Source organism: Bacillus sp. B15-48, from assembly GCF_016879755.1.
Classification (GTDB): domain Bacteria; phylum Bacillota; class Bacilli; order Bacillales; family Cytobacillaceae; genus Mesobacillus_B.
In genome coordinates, this window is the sequence record NZ_WOFU01000004.1 from 432075 (window position 1) to 451297 (window position 19223).

General features: G+C 40.5%; 19 protein-coding genes. All 19 read right to left on the minus strand.

The genetic code is table 11. The features are described from left to right. Positions 1–183: 183 nt before the first annotated feature. A complete protein-coding gene (gene ystJ, locus GNT69_RS15415; RefSeq protein WP_203555859.1) occupies positions 184–1443 on the minus strand; it encodes an NADP-dependent malic enzyme in 1260 nt (419 codons plus the stop codon). Positions 1444–1631: 188 nt separating this feature from the next. Then, the gene (locus GNT69_RS15420) at positions 1632–2849 is read right to left on the minus strand and encodes a benzoate/H(+) symporter BenE family transporter (RefSeq protein WP_203555860.1); all 1218 of its coding nucleotides are present in this window, start codon (positions 2847–2849) and stop codon (positions 1632–1634) included. Positions 2850–2870: 21 nt separating this feature from the next. Further along, positions 2871–3350: an aromatic-ring-hydroxylating dioxygenase subunit beta gene (locus GNT69_RS15425; protein WP_203555861.1), complete on the minus strand. Its 480-nt coding sequence runs from the start codon at positions 3348–3350 to the stop codon at positions 2871–2873. Positions 3351–3362: 12 nt separating this feature from the next. After that, the gene (locus GNT69_RS15430) at positions 3363–4526 is read right to left on the minus strand and encodes an aromatic ring-hydroxylating oxygenase subunit alpha (protein WP_203555862.1); all 1164 of its coding nucleotides are present in this window, start codon (positions 4524–4526) and stop codon (positions 3363–3365) included. Positions 4527–4588: 62 nt separating this feature from the next. Further along, entirely contained in the window at positions 4589–4834 is a 246-nt protein-coding gene (locus GNT69_RS15435) for a hypothetical protein (protein WP_203555863.1), read from the minus strand. Between the two features lie 257 nt (positions 4835–5091). Beyond that, positions 5092–5700, minus strand: a complete 609-nt coding sequence (locus GNT69_RS15440) for a nucleotidyltransferase family protein (protein ID WP_203555864.1) — start codon at positions 5698–5700, stop codon at positions 5092–5094. Continuing rightward, a complete protein-coding gene (locus GNT69_RS15445; protein ID WP_203555865.1) occupies positions 5688–6803 on the minus strand; it encodes an XdhC family protein in 1116 nt (371 codons plus the stop codon). The genes GNT69_RS15440 and GNT69_RS15445 overlap by 13 nt, the downstream gene beginning before the upstream one ends. A 226-nt stretch (positions 6804–7029) precedes the next feature. Next, positions 7030–8274, minus strand: coding sequence for a benzoate/H(+) symporter BenE family transporter (locus GNT69_RS15450; RefSeq protein WP_203555866.1), 1245 nt, complete (start codon positions 8272–8274; stop codon positions 7030–7032). 96 nt (positions 8275–8370) lie between these two features. After that, positions 8371–9426, minus strand: coding sequence for a TRAP transporter substrate-binding protein (locus GNT69_RS15455; protein ID WP_203555867.1), 1056 nt, complete (start codon positions 9424–9426; stop codon positions 8371–8373). Between the two features lie 67 nt (positions 9427–9493). Continuing rightward, positions 9494–10771, minus strand: coding sequence for a TRAP transporter large permease (locus GNT69_RS15460; RefSeq protein WP_203555868.1), 1278 nt, complete (start codon positions 10769–10771; stop codon positions 9494–9496). 20 nt (positions 10772–10791) lie between these two features. Next, a complete protein-coding gene (locus tag GNT69_RS15465) occupies positions 10792–11310 on the minus strand; it encodes a TRAP transporter small permease (RefSeq protein WP_203555869.1) in 519 nt (172 codons plus the stop codon). An 89-nt stretch (positions 11311–11399) separates the two neighbouring features. Next, positions 11400–13760: a xanthine dehydrogenase family protein molybdopterin-binding subunit gene (locus GNT69_RS15470; RefSeq protein ID WP_203555870.1), complete on the minus strand. Its 2361-nt coding sequence runs from the start codon at positions 13758–13760 to the stop codon at positions 11400–11402. Positions 13761–13783: 23 nt separating this feature from the next. After that, positions 13784–14293 (minus strand): (2Fe-2S)-binding protein, encoded by a 510-nt coding sequence (locus GNT69_RS15475; RefSeq protein ID WP_203555871.1) that lies wholly within the window; start codon positions 14291–14293, stop codon positions 13784–13786. Next, positions 14290–15171, minus strand: a complete 882-nt coding sequence (locus GNT69_RS15480; RefSeq protein WP_203555872.1) for an FAD binding domain-containing protein — start codon at positions 15169–15171, stop codon at positions 14290–14292. Before GNT69_RS15480 ends, GNT69_RS15475 begins: the two co-directional genes overlap by 4 nt. 32 nt (positions 15172–15203) lie before the next feature. Further along, positions 15204–15656 (minus strand): SRPBCC family protein, encoded by a 453-nt coding sequence (locus GNT69_RS15485; RefSeq protein ID WP_203555873.1) that lies wholly within the window; start codon positions 15654–15656, stop codon positions 15204–15206. Between the two features lie 123 nt (positions 15657–15779). Then, entirely contained in the window at positions 15780–16151 is a 372-nt protein-coding gene (locus GNT69_RS15490) for a DsrE family protein (protein ID WP_203555874.1), read from the minus strand. 704 nt (positions 16152–16855) lie between these two features. Then, positions 16856–17608 (minus strand): SDR family NAD(P)-dependent oxidoreductase, encoded by a 753-nt coding sequence (locus tag GNT69_RS15495; RefSeq protein ID WP_203555875.1) that lies wholly within the window; start codon positions 17606–17608, stop codon positions 16856–16858. A 122-nt stretch (positions 17609–17730) separates the two neighbouring features. After that, entirely contained in the window at positions 17731–18504 is a 774-nt protein-coding gene (locus GNT69_RS15500) for an SDR family NAD(P)-dependent oxidoreductase (protein WP_203555876.1), read from the minus strand. Between the two features lie 61 nt (positions 18505–18565). After that, positions 18566–19138: a nuclear transport factor 2 family protein gene (locus GNT69_RS15505; protein WP_203555877.1), complete on the minus strand. Its 573-nt coding sequence runs from the start codon at positions 19136–19138 to the stop codon at positions 18566–18568. Positions 19139–19223 lie beyond the last annotated feature (85 nt).

Sequence of the window (19223 nt, forward strand, 5' to 3'; positions counted from 1 at the left end):
TGCACACTCCGTTTATTTTTTTACTTATTGTTAGTCTATGCTATAACTTTATAGATCGTCAACGAAAATATTACAGAATATTCCCAAAAATGCATTCAGGCTGTGACGAAAGCGTGAAGTTAATGGTAATTATATTCTTATCCCTTATCAGATTATCCTTTTTCTCATACATGAATGTTCCTATCAAGATGAAAATACCGAGTTTGATTCCTTCATTATATAGGATGTATTTTTCGTTTTATCAATAATATCCTCAAGTGGTACCGCCTTTCTTGCGACCCCTGTATCCACCGCTGCCTGAGCCACCGCTGCCGCAACTGCCGGAGCAACCCGCTCATCAAATGGATTTGGAATAATATAATCAGGAGAAAGTTTGTCTTCTGAAATGAGAGCGGCGATTGCATATGCGGCTTCTATCTTCATCTTCTCATTAATTTCTGTTGCCCGCACATCTAAAGCGCCACGGAATATTCCCGGAAAGGCGAGTACGTTATTAATTTGATTTGGGAAATCTGAACGCCCCGTGCCGATGATTCGTGCTCCAGCAGCTTTAGCCACAGATGGCTGAATTTCCGGTGAGGGATTAGCCATCGCAAAGATGATTGGGTCCGTATTCATACTTTCAACCATTTCCTTCGTTAAACTATCCGCTTTAGAAACACCAATGAACACATCTGCTCCACGAATCACATCTTTCAATTCACCTGCAACTAGCTTTTCGTTTGTAAAGGAAGCCACTTCTTCTTTCAATGGATTCATGCCGTTAGGCCGCCCTTTATAGATTGCCCCTTTTGTATCACAAATGATTGTTTCCTTCAGGCCAAATTGGCTCAGTAGCTTGACAATGGCAATTCCAGCTGCGCCAGCTCCATTTACAACCACTTTAATATCTGACATTTCTTTGTTAACAAACTTTAATGCATTGATAAGGCCTGCAGTTGTTACAATCGCTGTCCCATGTTGATCGTCATGAAAAACAGGAATATCTATTTCTTTTTTTAGCCGTTCTTCGAGCTGGAAGCAGTGGGGAGCAGCAAAGTCTTCTAAATTAATTCCACCAAAAGAAGGAGCGAGCAGCTTAATCGTACGTATGAGTTCTTCCACATCTTCTGTATCGAGGCATATTGGAAATGCATCGAGCCCTGCAAAGCTTTTGAAAAGGATGCTTTTCCCTTCCATAACAGGTAAGGCAGCTGTTGGACCAATATTTCCTAAACCTAGCACCGCTGTCCCGTTAGTTATAACTGCTACCATATTCCCTTTCATTGTATAATCATAAGCTTTTTGCTCATCTGCATAGATTTCCATACAAGGTTCGGCCACTCCGGGAGAGTAGGCCAAGCTCAGCTCTTCCGAATTCCTCACACTTACTTTTATTTCAGAGCCTAACTTGCCCTGTTTTTCACGATGTAGTTGAAGTGCTCTTTCACGAAGATCCTTCATTATATACCCTCCCTCAAATAATTAAATGAATATTCTGTTTATTTTTTTAAAAAAAGAAATAAGTTGAATGTTATACGGTCTGTCATTATTGGTGGCTTACCTATGATGATTCTTTTTATGGCTAATCAGGTGTCAAAGGGATGCCAATGAATGATCATTACCCGAAATAGCATCCCAAACCTGATTTTTTATTCTTTGTTTTGCTCAATGAATTTCGCTATGAACGCTCCGACAAGCAATGCAACGACAGGCGCGCTTATATGAAAAAAAGAGATGTTTGAAAGGGCGATAGCGAAAGTGAACGTTGAACTTAAACGGTACTTTTGGTTGGAAAACCCCGCTTGGAGGCTCGTTCCAAGTACACCAATCAATGCAAATCCAGCCAGCATAGAGACGAATGAGATAGGCAGTGCTTGAATAAATGGAACAACGGCCCAGGCAAAAATACCAAATAATAATATGACAACTCCGGAAACAACCGCTGCCATATACCTTTTATTCCGAGGACCTGACTCTTCTCCAGAACAAATCGCAGACATCATACCTGCTACATTTGCGCTTTGACCACCAAAAAATCCAGCCAGCATTGAAAATAAGCCTCCTGCTGAAATAATCGATTTTATTGGTGGATTAAATCGGGTACTCTGCAAAGCACCTATTCCAGGTGCAGCATCATTGCTTAGGACAAGTAATGTCAACGGAAGTGAAATAGTTAACAATGCAGTGGTCGAAAATTCCGGCATATAAACACTTGGCAAAACATATTGAGTTTCTAACGGTGAGATTTGAATATCCTGTGTGACGAGAACAGTCACGAGCGCGACTGCTACCGCACCAAGTACAGCGGGAACCCGTTTAATCCATTTTGTGAAAATAAAAAAGCTGATGAGAGCGGGAATACCGACCACAGCCAAGTCATTCACCGATGAAACTAGTCGAACGACATAAGTGGTAATGAGCCCGCCCAGCATGGCAGCAATCGTTTCCTTAGGAAACCATTTCATAATTTTCGTAAATAAACCAGAAATCCCAATGATGAACATGATGGCACCAGATAAAAGATAGGCACCAACCAGTTCCGAGAAAGAAAATAATGGGGTCATGGTAACAAGAAACGCAACACCTGAAATAGAATGTGCCCCAGTAATTGGAATCTTATATAGTAAAGGGAAAATAATGCCGAACAGCCCACCGAAGAAATAAACAGCAAACATCCATGAAATCGTTTGTCCTGGAGTAAACTGTCCTACGCTTGCGGCTTCTAATATAATGGCAGGCGGTCCGGTCATCGCCAACATTCCTGAAATCATTCCTGACGAGACATTGTTCACATTTAAATCTTTTAAAGGATGGTGGTTCGTTTTCTGCCCAAACACTTTTTTCTCCGCATTCGTTTCACTTTCCATAAAACATGGGCTCCTTGTTCATCATAGAATGAAACTCATATTCCCCAAATATTCATTGTTATTCAATAATTCAATTTTCTTGAACCTGATTTTGAAGTCGTCTCCTTTCGGTACGAGGTGGTGTTCCATGCGGGCCGCATAGACCGTTTGAATCCCCCTTCTCAGTTCAACAAGCATCAAGTTCGATGTGACTATGACTTCTTCTTCGTTTTCATCAAGGACTTCTACATTCGTAATGAAATGTCTTGTCTCCGAACGAGGTTCTTGACCATAGGCTAAGCCTGTCTGTAAACGCCATACACGTTCTTCAAGACGTGAACGATCGTCATATATGATGGATACATGTGTTTCCGGGTCGATGTCGGCACTGTTACACGGTACCCAATATTTGCAGTCATCCGTAAACAGGTCAAGCCATTCACCAAGCTCATGGCTATTAATGTATCTAGCTTCCTTGTATAAAAATGCTTCAATTTGTTCTAGTTTGATTTTTGTTTGCATCCTCCTGCCCTCCTATTCCTGTTCCATTAACCGCTTCCACTCTTTGTAAATCGCACGGGTTGACACTTCGTCGCTTGAATTTGATGAAATAATGCCCTGTTCATCGACCTCTTCACGATGCATCCCTCGACCAATGGCGAGCCATTCATCCCCGCTTGCTTTCAACCCTTCTTTCACTCGGTCAAACGCAACTTCCACATCATCTGGACTTCCGAATCCAGCTGGGCCGTAGAAACCCTCGTGTACACGCAGTCGCTGAGCGTTCTCCTCTTTAGAAGCGCCTTTTAACATGATTGGATACAGTTTGACTTCTGTCCGTTCCTCGCTCACTGGCTCGATGACTCGCACTTGCGATCCGAGAATTCCAAGATTCGGGAAAATGATTAAGTTAAACGGCAAAGCACCAATTCCTAAACTTCCTGCAAGTTCATAAAGTGAATGGCCATTTCCAAGGTCCGATACTTTCTCCTCTTTATGCATTTGCGCAAATTTTTTCTTACTACCTGTACGTTTTTCTACAAGGTCAAAGAATGTTTTGTGCACAAAGCTTAAATGATAAGGATCAATTGTATTTTCTAGCTGAAATTTCCAGTTGGCATTCAAGAAATATTTGTGCTTTCCTGCAGATAGTTCAATTCCATCAGGGCCTGTTTCTGCAACATAATCAAGGTAAGGCATTGCATTGCCTAGGTGTTCTTTAAGCGAGTGAACATCTTCATTCAGGCTTGCGAAGATGAACCCTTGATAACTGTCTACGCGCGGAACATGGATGAGGCTCATTTGGTCTCGTTTAAACTCTTCCCCATAACCATCTTGGAAAGGAGCTCCGAGTAACTTCCCGCAGTTGGAGTATGTCCAGCCATGGTAAGCACAACGGAAAGCGTTTGCGTTTCCTTTTTCAGCTTGGCATACTGATGCACCACGGTGACGGCACCGATTGAACATAACGGAGATTTCTCCGCTGTCGGCACTGCGTGTCACAATGACCGGCTGTGAGCCAATTCTAGTTGTCTTGTAATCTCCCGGATTGGCAATCTCACTTTCATGGGCCACATACACCCAAGTGCTTCCGAAAATTTTTTCAATTTCCATTTCAAACACTTCCGGGTCTGTGTAAATCTTTCCGTGCACTGCTCCTTCTTTCACGTAATCTGCAATTTTAATTTTTGTAGTCATTTCCCTTTTCACCTACTCTTTATATTTAGTGTGCCATACTCGGATATAAGTAATTTATTTTTTTATTCATTCGTTCCACTAATCAGTGGTGGCTGTTGTTGCTTCTTATCTTTCCAACGGGTTTGTGACGGATCAAGGAGGTGATGCAAGTCTTCATGTTTACACCATGCAAGACTTTCCAACTCCAACGGATCTAAGTAAATTTTCTTTTTCGTTCGAATATCTTGAATCATTAACCTAGGACCTTTGGATGAACTATCTAGTTCTACGACTACTCTGGCAAATTCATTTTTTAATAGCATCTTCACACCTATATATCACCTCTCAATACTAATTATGGTTAGTACTAACTAACAGTTAATGTATAGTCGTTTGTTAGTACTAACTATAAGTTAGGCTAGTAGTTGTTAAATTCTATATTATTAGAATATTCGAAACAAACTATGAATGTCAAGACATTTTTATTAAATCGCTCATGGTTATGTTTTTTCCTCGTAATAACCAGGGTGAGCATCCAACGCTTTACAAGCAGGACCTCACCTATGAGCGATTGATATACATCCTTTCAGCACGTTTTGCCAGCAAGCAGTGCCTCGTATTGTTCTGGAGTATCAATATCTTGAATTTCCGGTCGGTTCATTTCTGTATACGAAACAAAGTTGGCATATTTTTTTAATACGGACCTACCCCCTTCATCTCCTTTTACCTTCAGTAACTCAGGGAATATTTCCCTTTTAAATAATACGGGATGCCCTTTTTTCCCGTAATAAGCGGCCTGATAAATTAGGTGCGTTTGCTTTGATGAATCTGTGATGACTGCGTTGATTTCGTTGACAGACATGAGTGGCTGATCACCAAGCAGGAAAATTGCTGCATCTGCCTCTTTCGGTAGCGCTTCAATTCCTGCAATAAAAGAGGTGGACATGCCTTCATCAGCTTTTCTGTTCAAGATGACGATATCTGCACCGCCTTTTTCTGCTTCCTGTACAAGACCATCAATCTTTGGATGAACGACAACGACGATTCCGTTTACATTTGACTGTTTGCATTGGTCAAGTACATGGGAAAGCAAAGTTTTTTCCTTAAAAGGCAGTAACAGTTTCGGTTTTCCCATTCTTTTAGACAGGCCTGAAGCCAAAATAATAGCCCAAACTTTCTCTGTTACGCCTTCCATAAGAGATCATCTTTCTTCATTTTGCCATTAAAGGGGTCTAGTTTTTCAGTCATTTTACGACCAGTTCCCCCTCGATACACAAGAGTAATTTCAGCGATAATGCTTAATGCAATTTCTTCCGGTGTTTTCGAACCGATATCCAAGCCGATTGGACTGTGAATCTTTTTGAGTGTTTCCGTATCTTCAAACACAATCCCTTTACTTAGCTCCATCGTCCGTTTCCGCGGCCCAAGCAAACCAATATATGCTGCAGGGGAATGAATGATTTTTTCAAACATAAGTTGGTCTTGAATAAAATGGTGTGACATCAGCACTATATACGTATTGTCGTCAATTTCCAAATTCGGCGTTTCTCCAGAAGGATACTGAATTAAAGAATTTGCTAAAGGGAAATTATCCTTGTTAATATACTTCGGGCGATGATCCATCACAGTCACTCGCCATTTTAACTCCTTGGCAATACGAACGAGGGGGACAGCATCCGGACCTGCTCCATACACCGCTAAATGAAGTGGAGGAGAAATGTAATCGTAAAAAACGTCTACACTCTTACCACCAACCTCGAGTGTCTTCGTTGCAGGTTGCAATCCTTTCTGATCTAAATAATCAGCCGCAACTTCTTGATAAGAAATCGCTCTCAAATCTTTTTGCTCGTCACGGATGACCCATCTTTTTCCTATGAGTCCTTTGTCTTCTGAGTCAATAATCACGATGGAATCGGTTGTCTTCTCCTGGCCAAGGCGGAACCACTCTTCGATCACCTGTGCCTTTTCTGGCTTTCTTTCAGGAAGATAAGGCTCTAAAAAGATGTTCATTTTTCCATTACAGCCAAGACCAAGCCCCCAAATCAAGTCGCCATCATCCATGAAATCATAATGGACAATCTTTTCATGTTCGTTTTCAATGACCTCATTTGCAATCATCGCTAGGTCACCTTCAACACAACCGCCGCTCATCAATCCTGTCAGTTTGCCATCCTCCGATATAAAACACTTCGTCCCTGTTTTTTGATATGTGGATCCCTTTGTTGAAACGATTGTACCAAGCACACCATTTATGCCACTTTCTTTGCACCTGATGATTTCCTCATAAATCTCATGCATGTCTGTCACCTCGGAACTTATAAAAATATAAATCTTCTAAAAGTACTAAATTATCTTACTATTCTTTTTCTTTCAATAATATCACTATAACAAAAAATGTCAACTTGCTTTTGGATAGAAGACTAGGAGAAGTACGATTTTACGTGACTGTGGTTTGGTAAAGTAGAGTTGGAGAAGGGTTTACATTCTTCAACCGATTGTCAAACCCACTCCAAAAAAACGGATATTATAAAGCCTTTTTCTGCTGAGTCAGTTGCCCATGGGAAACTTTCGTACGAAAATGGTCTCTTTCCATAATGAAAGAAATTAAAAAGCTTCCAGCTATCGCCCAAAATGGAGAACCAATATTAAAAAAACTAATATCCGACATCCCAATAACAAGCGCGAAGAAAGCTCCCATTTGAAATTTGTCTGCAGAAAAAGCGAGCTTTACTGAATTTAAAAGGACACCAATCATGGAAAGTCCAGCTATAGCCGTAACAATCACAAGTGGAATCGCAATAACAAATGGGACGATTAAACCTGCCATTATCCCAAATAAAATAAAGAAAAAACCGTTAACTACCGATGCGGCATAACGTCCAGATTTAGGGCCAGAGTCTTCTGATCCACAAATCGCAGTCATTGGTCCCGCTGCATTAATGGCATGCGCGCCAAAGAGAGCGGCAATAAATCCAAACCCCGAGCTCCATATTGCGATTTCATTAATAGGCTGCTTATATTTTTGTGCAATTAAAACCCCAATCGCCTGCGCATTTTCCGTACAGATAACGAGCAATGCTAATGGCAAGGAAATCGATATAATTGCATTCAGGTTAAAAACGGGAATCATAAGCTCAGGCATGACAAATACACTTTCCAACTGAGGAACCTGCACTTCTCCGAGTGATACGGCAATTAAAAAGGCAGCGATTAAAGCAGTTAACACTGGTGGAATTCCTTTTAAAAAACGTGAAGATAAAATAAAAAATAAGACTGCTGCGCCGGCAATAAGCGGAGATAGTTTAACAGATGTGACCATATCGATTGCAAAGTGGATCATAACGCCAAAAATCATTCCCATCACAATCGGAACTGGAATCCAGCGAATCACTTTTTCGATTAAACCTGATACGCCAAGAATGAAAATAATTAAATTGGCAATTAAATAGGCGCCCACTGCTTCACTCAATGAAAATTGCGTCAAAGAACCCGATACTAAAACTGCCCCGGCAATTGAATATGCTCCGGCAATAGGAATGCGATGTTTAAGCGAAAATAAAATACCCATGAGACCGCTGAAAAAATAGACGGAAAAAAGCCACGATATCATCTGGGAATGAGTTAAACCACCATTGGCTGCTCCGTTTATAATGATCATTGCAGGGCCTGTACATCCAAAAATGGAGGCAACAATTCCGGATCCGACGGTTTTCATGTTAAGAAACTTTGGCAAGTCTCTCGCTCCAGAGAGAATACGATACTCTGCCATAACTGACCTCCAAACGTTACAGATGATCGGAAAGCAATGTTCAAAATAAACAACAATTTGTCAGAAGTACAAATCTGTACTTCTGACAAGGGATAATTATTGTGCTTTAATTTCTTTTACTTTTTCAATAAATTCATTGATTAATGGATTTTTAGATGCGTATTCATCTTGGATTTCTTGCGCAATTGCTCTAATTTCACCCATATCCTCAAAGTCATGGAAAGTGACGCCTTGCTCTTTCGCTTCTTCAATGAACTCATCATGTTTTTGTACTGTTATTTCATATGAATAATCAGAAGATACTTTCGCTGCATCTAAAACGATTTGCTGTTCTTCCGCTGTCATCTTGTCCCAAATCACTTGACTATACAACTGTGCAATTACCCAGTCATGATGTCCAGTTAATGTAACGTGCTTTCCGACTTCATAATATCGGTTACTTAAAACAGCATCTACGTCAACGTCTGCGGCATCAAGTACGCCTGTTTGCAAACTACTGTACACTTCCTGCATAGACACTGGTGTTGGACTTGCACCAATCGCTTCATAGAAATCACTTGTTGCTTTTCCAGGTGGAATTCTTACTTTCAACCCTCTTAAATCACCCATTGTTGTAATTGGCTTTAGAGAGAAGATGTGACGGTTATCAATGGTAATGTAACCAATCGGAACAGTACCTTCACTTTCATCTAGGCTACCCAAGATTTCAAGAGCAAGATCTGTATCTACCATTGCTTTCAATGTGTCGAAATCCTCAATGAGGAATGGCATATTCCAGGCATTTAACGCTTCTGATTTTGTTGTCAAGTTCGCAATTGTGGACCAAACCATATCAAGTGAACCGTTCTTCATTTGTTCCATCATGTCAGGCTCAGTGCCAAGTTGTTGCTGTGGGTATATTTCGACGCGAATTTTCCCATCAGATTTTTCTTCCACTTCTTCCTTAAACTTTTCTGCAGATAGATGAAGAAGATGGGAGTCTGCGGTCACGTGGCCAATTTTGATTACGCGTTCAGAATTTCCACTTCCGCTGCCATTTCCCTCTCCATTTGTACCTTCACTGCCAGATGAGCTGTTGCTTCCACATGCACTTAACAAAAGACTAAAAAACAATAACAATGTCACTACGAGAAAACTATTTTTCTTTTTCAATTAAAATCCCCCTTATTTCTTTATAATAAATTACATAAACGATGACGTCCCTCGGTGCCGTTCTTCTTTATAGTCCCGCCACTCTTGGGATAAACGTACTAACCCATGGAACATAAGTGATCACGAGAAGAATAGCGATTGATATGACTAAGAATGGCAATATTGCCCTTATCAAGCCTTCTAGTTTCACATTTGCAATAGCGGATGTGATAAATAGAACCGTTCCAACCGGTGGTGTCAAAAGTCCAATGGTCAAATTAATAACGATGATCACACCGAAATGCAATGGATCAACACCATATGTTATGGCTAACGGAAGCAGAATCGGCACTAAAATAATCATAGCTGCAATCCCTTCCATTACCATCCCTACGAGCAAAAAGAGTACATTGATTAACAATAGGAAAACAAGTGGGTTGCTTGTAAGCGATGTAATCCCTTCGGCAATAATTGTTGGTATGTTTTCAATCGTCAATACCCAACCAAAGATATTTGCAGTTGCAACTAAAAAAGTAACAATCGCTGCACTTCTTGCAGTATTTAAAAAGATTTGTGGTAAATCTTTTAATTTTAGTTCCCGATAGAAAAATGCACCGACGATAAACGCAATCAAAGCTGCTACTGCGGCAGATTCAGTAGGAGTAAAGATTCCCGCCAAAATACCTACAACGATGATAAAAGGAATTAATAAGCCAGGCAACACGCTCAATGAATTTTTCATTATTTCCGAAAATTGTGACTTCTCAGCTTTCGGATAATTATATTTTTTTCCTAGGAATGCGATTAAAATGGCAAAACCGAATGTAAATAGAATCCCTGGTATAATGCCTGCCATAAACAATCCGCCGATGGACACTTGAGCAGTTACACCGTATATAATAAATGGCATACTAGGTGGGATTAATGGCCCAACAATAGAAGAAGCTCCAGTTAAGGCCGTACTGTACTCACGGTTATACCCTGACTTTTCCATTTCAGGCACCATCACTCGACTCATGACCGCACTTTGTGCCTGGGCTGATCCCATGATGGAGGCAAGAAACGTATTTGCCGCAACATTTACATAAGCAAGTCCACCTCGGACATGCCCAATGATGCTATTGGCAAATTTAATCAGTCGCCCAGTAACTCCGCCGAAGTTCATGAGCTCTCCGACTAACATAAACAGTGGGATTGCCAGCAATCCAAAATTTTGTGTCCCAGAAAACATCCTTGACGGCAATGAATTTAATATTTCAAAGCTGCCTGTAGCAAATACAAAGATGAGGGCTGTCAATCCCAACACAATAGCAATCGGGACTCCTACCGCTATTAAAGCGACAAACCCAGTAAAAGCAATACCCATGGTGTTCACTCCCCTCCAAATTATGATGCTTCCTCAATTGGAACTTCTTTTACACCTTTGTCTCTAAAAACCTTAACAATATTATCAATAGCAAATATGTTGATAAAAAGCAGGCCTAACGGCAAGACTAAATATGGCACCCACATCGGGACTTGAGACGAAATTGAAACCGTATTGATTGTTGATGGGGATGTAACCCATTGGATTGCATACACAACAACGATGGCAGAAAATATAATAATCATGAATTGTACAAAAACTTGTACAACTTTAAACACTTTCGTAGGAAACTTGTCAATCAAAATAGTAATGGCAGCCATACTCCCGTTTCTCACTGTTAAAGAAGCCCCTAAAAATGTGCACCATGCAAACAGGAAAAGCGATACTTCATCTGCCCAAATTAGAGGTATTTTCAAAAAATAGCGGAACAACACATTGAGCACCATAACAATTACAAGCAAGGCTGTAGAAATAATACTCAAAAACTTCGCGATGTTTTCCACACTTTTAATAAATAAATCATATCCTTTTAAAATCATGAACTCTTCCTCATTCCCTCATGAGTTTTAAGTTAATTTGATAATCAAGCGGCTGCAGCCCTTCACAGCCGCTAAATTGTTAATTGCCTTTACAAACTTGCTTCTGCTTCCTTAATTAAATTAAACACTTTGTTTGGACTTAGCGGCAGCTCAATGTCTTTAATAACAAGCGGCTTTAATGCATCCCTGACCGCATTCGCAATCGCAGCCGGCGGTCCAATGGTACCACCTTCACCTACACCTTTTACTCCCATTGGGTTCCGTGTTGATAGGTATGGTTCTTCACCAATTTCCACATCCGGTACTTCGATTGAAGTCGGAATTAAATAATCCATGAATGTTCCTGTTAGGAGTTGACCGTTGTCGTTGTATACAATTTCTTCATAAAGCGCTGCCCCAATCCCTTGCGCTACTCCACCTTGAATTTGTCCTTCCACAACCATCGGGTTTAACACCCTGCCACAATCATCCACAACGATATATTTAAGGATTTCTACAAAACCAGTTTCTTTGTCAACTTCAACGATTGCTACATGAATACCAGAAGAATACGTTACCGTTTCCGGTGAGAAGTAGTGGGACGCTTCCAATAATCGTTCTGCATCCTGAGGGACGAGACTATTTGGACCCGGTCTGGCTGCTTTGACGATATCCTTGAACGTGATTTTTTTATCAGGTGTTCCAATATGGAAAATTTCCCCGTTCTGGATCGTTAATTGTTCTTTTTCTTCTTCCATTAAAATGGCGGCAATGTCCAAAATTTTATTTCTCAATTTTTCAGAGGCAATATGCACTGCGTTCCCGGCCGTTACAGCACTACGGCTTGCAAAAGTACCAATGCCGAACGGAATGACATCTGTGTCGCCAGCCCTTACCGTTATATTTTCAGGACTAACACCAAGCTGATCAGCACTAATTTGCGAGAACGTCGTTTCATGGCTCTGTCCATGTGGTGTGGAGCCAGTGCTAACGAGGATTTTACCTGTTTCATCTAGGCGAACGATTGCTCCTTCATACGGCCCAATACCTGTTCCTTCTACATAAGAAGATAGACCAATTCCGACAAACTTGCCATCTTCTCTCCATTGCTTCTGTTGTTTGCGGAGTGTTTCATAATCGGCCATATCAAGTGCCTTTTTCAAAAGTGTCGGATAATCTCCACTATCATAAATGACTTTCGCTCCGTCTCGGTAAATCATCCCTTGATCATAGGGCATGTCTTCAAGGCGAATGATATTTTTAAACATAATGTCAGTCGGATCTAAATTTAACTCGTCCGCTATCATATCTATCAGCCGGTCCATGACATAAACAGCTTCCGGTCTACCTGCACCACGGTAGGCAATGTTTGGCGCTTTATTTGTCAGAATTGATAATCCTGTAATGTCATAATGCTCAATTTTGTAAAGGCCTCTTAAATGGGCAGCCGTATTATAAGGGCATGTTAACAAAAGCGGATTATATGCACCGTTATCGAGTACGAACTCATCTTGAATACCAACAATTTTCCCATCATTGTTAAAAGCTACTTTCACTTGATGAATCTGATCGCGCGCGTGTCTCGTACTTTGTAAGTGTTCTAGTCGGTCTTCTACCCATCGGACTGGGCGTTCCAACACCATCGACAAATATGGAATGAGGATTTCTTCTGGATAAACAGCACATTTGGCTCCAAATCCTCCCCCCATATCAGGTGCGACGACTCTCACCCGATTTTCATCAATGCTCAGCAAGTTGGCTAGGTTGGTGCGTACCATGTAGTTCACTTGGGTCGAGCTCCATACCTCAAGTTTTTCAAGCCTCGTATCAAACTTAGATACGACCCCTCGTGTTTCAAGCGGGTTTGCTGTGACACGTGGTGTTCGGATTTTTGCTTCAAGCACCCTGTCCGCTTGCGAAAAACCTTGTTCAACATCTCCGACCGACAAATGGAACTTTGCCTGTACATTATTGTCAAGATGAGGGTGGATGACCGGCGCACTCTCTTCCATTGCTTCATATGGATCTGTAACAGGTTCCAACGGCTCATATTGTATTGTTACTAACGCAGCTGCATCCTCAGCAGTATAGCGGTCATCAGCCACAACAATGGCAATCGGCTGTCCTACATAAACGACTTGTTCTTTCGCAAGAAGATCCTCTGAGCAAGGCTTAATTTCAGGTTGGATAAAATCAATTAAGCTTTGAGGAAGTGAAAATTCAGACAGAGCAGGAAGTGGCTTCACCTTGCCTTCTATATCCTTCGCAGTGATAACTGCATATACACCTTGTTGCTCTTCTGCTGCGGCTGTATCAATATTAAGTATGCGTGCGTGTGCGTAAGTACTTCTGATTACAAAGGCTTCGACCATCCTATCTAACTTCATATCAGCAACAAACTGACTTTTTCCGGTTAGAAGGCGATAGTCTTCTTTACGCTTATATCTTTTTCCTACATATTGCTCCTGCATCCTCTAACTTCCTTTCATAAAAATTAAGACTTAACTTCAACAGCTTCATTTTCCTGGGCCGCTGCTTTTTGATCCACGAATTGTCTGACAGCCTTGACGATATTTGCATAGCCGGTACATCTACACAAGTTCCCTGAAATCATATCCCGAATTTCCTCATCGCTCGGTTCGGGAGTTCGTTCTAAGTCCGCTGTCAGCGTCATTAAAAATCCCGGTGTGCAAAATCCGCACTGTAACGCATGGTTATCGGAAAATGCTTGCTGTAACGGATGAAGCGTTCCATCTTCATTAGCAAGTGATTCAACGGTTTCAATGTCTTTGCCGTCAGCCTGAACAACTAACGTGAGACAGGAACGAATCGCCCGATCTCCCATTTTTACCGTACATGTACCGCAAACACCATGTTCACAGCCAAGATGTGTGCCGGTAAGGTCTAGTTCCTCACGTAAAAAGTCTGCCAGCAACATTCTTGGTTCAATTTCTCTTACAATTTGTTTCCCGTTTACCATAAGCTCTACTTTCACGAGACTCATACTATCATTCCTTTCGGAGTCCTGTTCACCGCAGTGATTAATGCCCTTTTAGTAAGTACTTTTGCTAGATGAATGCGATAGTCTGCTGTAGCATGCAAATCCCCTTCTGGGTCTAAATAATCATCAAGTTCCTGTAAAATTTCCTCAATCACGTCTTGTAGCGGTGGTTTGCCGATGAGTGCTTCCTCAATATCTTCCAAAACAGCAGGAACAGGGCTTGCGCCGCCAACCGCTAACTTCACTCTTGAGAAATTCCCATCTTCATCCAAACCGACCACTGCTGCTGCTTCCACAAGTGCAAAATCCCCATGCCTTCTAGTCATTTCAATGAAAGCGCACCCATCTTTTTCGTCAATGATTGGAAAACGGATTTCCTTTACAAGTTCCGTCGGTTCAAGTGATGTAAGCAAATAGGTCAGGAAAAACTCATCTGTTTCCACCGTTCTTTCCCCATCGGTACTAGCAATGACGATTTCTCCTCTTAGAGCGCTTAATATACACGGCAATTCTGCAGACGGGTCTGCATGGGCAATGCTTCCGCCGATTGTGCCTAACGTCCGAATCTGCGGATGTCCGACATATTCAATCCCTTCAGACAAAAGCGGACAATGTTTGCTGATGATTTCAGAATCTTCTACTTGATAGTGTTTTGTCAAAGCGCCGATGGCAATATATGAATCTTCTTTTCTAATGTAGTTCAGTTCTTCGATGCGACTTACATCGATTAAGTACTGAGGTTGCGACAGACGCATATTCAATACTGGAACCAAACTTTGGCCACCGGAAATAATTTTCGCTTCTTCTCCATATTCCTCTAATAAATTGAGAGCTTCAGAGAGTGTAGCTGGCCGTAAATAATTAAATTTTCCTGGTTTCATTTTCTAGCCCCCATCGTTTCAAGCATTAATAATTAATTTACTGAAATTTGGTCTCTTGACTTTTTCTCAATGTCCTTAAAGAATTTCCCAGCCATAAACTTAGCAATCCCTACCAATACCCTGCTACCTACACTGGCAATCATTCCACCGACATCTGCTTTACAATCCCAATGAAGTGTACAACCTTTGTCCGTTTCTTCGAGTTTGCAATCCATCGCTGCCTTTACATGTCCTGGTGACCCACTTCCTTCTGCGTTAAACACGTAATAGTAAGGGGCTTCAACGTCATCTAGTTTCACACGTCCAGTATATTCCCCTTTAACAGCTGCAACACCTAGCTTCATAACTACTTCATATTCATTTTCACCGATCAACTCAAGCTTTTGACAGCCAGGAATCACTTGTTTCAATATTTCAGGGTCATGCAGTGCTTTCCAAATCGTCTCAACTGGCAATTTAAAATCCGTTTTTCCTTTTAGTTCCATCGTTCATTCCCCTTTCGTTTTCCCGTAAATATGTTTGAGAGCAAATTCATTATTTGTTTTAGAGTTAGCACTAACTAAAATACAAACAATGAAAAAACTCAAACCTTCTATAAAGTTATAAAGTTATCCGTATGTAATCACTTTGTCGTGCTCTACGGTCATTTTCACTAGTTCATTCGGCATTCCAAGTTCTACATCTTTATTGACTAAATCTCCGTCTCCTACATTTCTAGCACCACATGAAACTTTTGAAAGGACGATTCTTCCGCCTCCACTAATGATTGCATCAACAGAATTTTTCAAAGGTACGGCGGTCACACCAACACCCAATGTTTTATCTAAATTTTCATCCTTAATAAGTTCTACTGCCTCACCCGCCAAAAACATAGAAACTTGGTGACCTTCTTCTACTGCAGTCTTTGCTATTAGAAAAGCTCTATCTGCCTGTGTAGGTGCAGAAGGACCATGAGTTAAATGAATAAGGATTTTCGCCATCTTAATGAACACCTCTTTTAATATAATGTTATTGCATATTATATTCTTTAAAATAAGAATTTTCAATATATTTTAGAATATTTTTTCAATTGCCGTGTTGTTTTCATCGTTAGTTAGTGCTAGCTACCATAAGAATAACGTGTATTTTTTTATATGTCAACGAATATTCCGTCTGTTCTGAAAATTTTTAATTTTACTTAAAATGACTGTTTCGAATACCGCATTGAAGCTTTCTTATCAACATGTACTATTTATTTCTTAATCATGACTATGTTTCATTTAAGCTATACACCGTTTGCAAATATCGGGATTATTAGTTATTCTAATTTGTTTAAAGCAAAACAGATTGTTCCCCATTCCTCCTTTCTTTCTATTAATAATATTGCTTTGCTATTCTTCAAGTTCCATTGCGTAATGGATGTTAACTCAAAATGAAATACTATTTTTCTTAAAAATACTCTTTTATTGTTTGATTTAATAATATTTCAGGAACACTTTCATGTCACATATTTTGTTAGTAAATCTTACACAATTTTTATTTAAGAAATGAATTCATCTATAAATTAATGAAGTATCAGACGATCTTCCTCAAAATAAAACAAATAAAAAAGCTAGCCTACATCGATACTGAAGACTAGCTTTCCTTGATTTGATTTTTTCATCTCCAGGTTTACTTTTAAAAGCACTTTAGCGCCGTTATCGGATTATTTAATTAACCAACCTCCATCAACCGGTAAAATGGATCCGTGGACAAAATCCGAATCACTACTAGCTAAAAACAACGAAGCACTTGCGATTTCTTCCGGCTCCCCATATCTTGCTGCCGGGACTGAGTTAATCGATTTCTTTACTTCATCGTTTTCAAAAAGTTCTTTCGTCATATTTGTTAAAATCGCACCCGGAGCGATAGCATTTACTTTAATTCCTTTCGGTCCATATTCAGTAGATAGCTGTTTCGTATATCCGACAAGACCATGCTTTGAAATGGTATATGCTGTTCCACCGCCATTAGCTGTAATGCCTGCAACAGATACGATATTAATAATCGTTCCATTGCCTCTTTCTAGCATTTGTGGAAGAACGGCATTCGTAAGTAGAACTGGTCCCTTTAAGTTAACACCAATTATCTTATCAAAAAAGTCTGATGATACTTCTAACGACGGCAAAAACCCGTCAAATATTCCGGCTGTATTACATAGAATGTCAATTTTATTAAATTGATCCAACCCTTTTTTTATCGCCTTACATACTTCCTCTTCATTGGAAACATCTAAGGAGATAGCTAAAGCATCTCCTCCCTCAGCTTTAATTTGCTCTACCACTTTCTCAGTTTGTTTAAAATTAATATCAGCTGCAATAACTTGAGCACCCTCTTTAGCAAAAAGAATGGCTTGGGCCTTTCCCATACCTGAGCCAGCACCAGTTATAAACGCTACTTTCCCATCCAATTTCCCCATTTTGTTTAGCCTCCCTTTCTATAATAAAAGCTTATAACTCACTTTCCCTTTTTAGTACGGGTAGATAGAGGTAAAAGAAATTTATCCTCTGAATTTTTTATCATATTAAACTCACATTTTCCCTATCTTGTTGAAGCTAATCCACCATCTACGGGGATAATTTGGCCTGTTATAAAGCGTGCTCCTTCACCGGCTAAGAAGACCATTACTGGTACAAAGTCTTTATCTGGATCGCCAAGCTTTCCACCGATTGGAATGGCCTTCGCATAAGCTTCATCATGAGCTTTCAACTCCTCACTGGTGAATTCAGTGCGGCGTTCCTCATACATAGGTGTCCAAACAGCTGGGGCTAGAGAATTAACGGTAATTTGATATGTCCCCCATGCATGGGCAATCGATCTCGTCCATGAAGCTACTGCCCCTTTCGTCGCAGAATAATGAGCACCTGCCGGATAAGGGTTCATGCCTGCTACCGAAGCAAAGTTTAAAATTTTCCCTCCGTTATCCTTCATATATTTAAAGGCTTCTTGATTGGCATACATCGTTCCATAGACGTTCACTCCGAAAATAAAATCAATATCATTTTCGGTTAGGTCTTCAGGTTGAATGATGCGGTTAACTCCAGCCGCACTGACTAAAACATCAAGACCACCTAATTTACTTACAGCAGACTCAAATGCACCTCTTACTTCATCTCGCTTAGATACATCACAATGAAGATAATGAACAACTCCAGGTCCTTGGTCTGTTGCTTCCTCTGCAAGCTTTTGACCTTGTTCATCTAAAATATCTAAAGAAAACACATGTGCGCCTTCTTTCGCATAGGCCCGTACTGTACTAGCAGCCATCCCACTTGCCCCACCAGTAACAATGATTCTTTTCTTTTCTAATAGCATATTCAACCTTCTTTCTTTTAAAAAATTCTGGTTAACTGATTATGTTCACCCTGCCGTTCGATTATGATTTTGCTCTTTCCAGTAGCGGTTCCGGTGGCCAAGGTCGTTTGAATTGTTCTGATATTCGTTCTCCGTTGTGTTCCCCTGCGGCTAACAACCGAAGATTTTTAATACGCCACTCATTATCCTCTTCTCTAACATAACGGATTTCGTACCGCCCCCATCGATGTAAGTCTAATTTATTGACCTGAGCCTTAAAGCGCTGCCAAGAATATAAATAGAGGTACCCTATAGCCATATCTTTCGTTTCAAACAGGATTTGTTCATTAGACACATGGTGGCTGCTGCTTTCAACTGCCCGTAACGCCCTTTTGTAAAAGTCATAGGTGTCTTGTTTCGTGAAGCAATATTCCTCACGTTTCCCTTCTTCATTCTCAAGGATAAAAACGGTCGTACTATCATCCGAAAAACATGCTATCATCCCGTCTGCATCACCGATATCTGCACAACGAGAATAGTGATGCATCACTTCTTTTATCGCTTCGATATCTTCTAAAACTTGGATTCTTTCTTCCAATGTTTTTGGTTTATATCTATCTAGTGTCTGCATTCTTTTATTTAATACTTCCTTCAATTTTTCTCCTCCCACAATTGTAAAAATAGGTGAAAAATCAATCGGACAGCTACTTCAAAAAGCGCTTAACTTTCATAGAGTATGT

Coding starts and splice junctions, on each gene's coding strand:
- ystJ (WP_203555859.1), bottom strand. CDS start 1,443: ATGAAGGATCTTCGTGAAAGAGCACTTCAACTACATCGTGAAAAACAG.
- GNT69_RS15420 (WP_203555860.1), bottom strand. CDS start 2,849: ATGGAAAGTGAAACGAATGCGGAGAAAAAAGTGTTTGGGCAGAAAACG.
- GNT69_RS15425 (WP_203555861.1), bottom strand. CDS start 3,350: ATGCAAACAAAAATCAAACTAGAACAAATTGAAGCATTTTTATACAAG.
- GNT69_RS15430 (WP_203555862.1), bottom strand. CDS start 4,526: ATGACTACAAAAATTAAAATTGCAGATTACGTGAAAGAAGGAGCAGTG.
- GNT69_RS15440 (WP_203555864.1), bottom strand. CDS start 5,700: ATGGAAGGCGTAACAGAGAAAGTTTGGGCTATTATTTTGGCTTCAGGC.
- GNT69_RS15445 (WP_203555865.1), bottom strand. CDS start 6,803: ATGCATGAGATTTATGAGGAAATCATCAGGTGCAAAGAAAGTGGCATA.
- GNT69_RS15450 (WP_203555866.1), bottom strand. CDS start 8,274: ATGGCAGAGTATCGTATTCTCTCTGGAGCGAGAGACTTGCCAAAGTTT.
- GNT69_RS15460 (WP_203555868.1), bottom strand. CDS start 10,771: ATGGGTATTGCTTTTACTGGGTTTGTCGCTTTAATAGCGGTAGGAGTC.
- GNT69_RS15465 (WP_203555869.1), bottom strand. CDS start 11,310: ATGATTTTAAAAGGATATGATTTATTTATTAAAAGTGTGGAAAACATC.
- GNT69_RS15470 (WP_203555870.1), bottom strand. CDS start 13,760: ATGCAGGAGCAATATGTAGGAAAAAGATATAAGCGTAAAGAAGACTAT.
- GNT69_RS15475 (WP_203555871.1), bottom strand. CDS start 14,293: ATGAGTCTCGTGAAAGTAGAGCTTATGGTAAACGGGAAACAAATTGTA.
- GNT69_RS15480 (WP_203555872.1), bottom strand. CDS start 15,171: ATGAAACCAGGAAAATTTAATTATTTACGGCCAGCTACACTCTCTGAA.
- GNT69_RS15485 (WP_203555873.1), bottom strand. CDS start 15,656: ATGGAACTAAAAGGAAAAACGGATTTTAAATTGCCAGTTGAGACGATT.
- GNT69_RS15490 (WP_203555874.1), bottom strand. CDS start 16,151: ATGGCGAAAATCCTTATTCATTTAACTCATGGTCCTTCTGCACCTACA.
- GNT69_RS15495 (WP_203555875.1), bottom strand. CDS start 17,608: ATGGGGAAATTGGATGGGAAAGTAGCGTTTATAACTGGTGCTGGCTCA.
- GNT69_RS15500 (WP_203555876.1), bottom strand. CDS start 18,504: ATGCTATTAGAAAAGAAAAGAATCATTGTTACTGGTGGGGCAAGTGGG.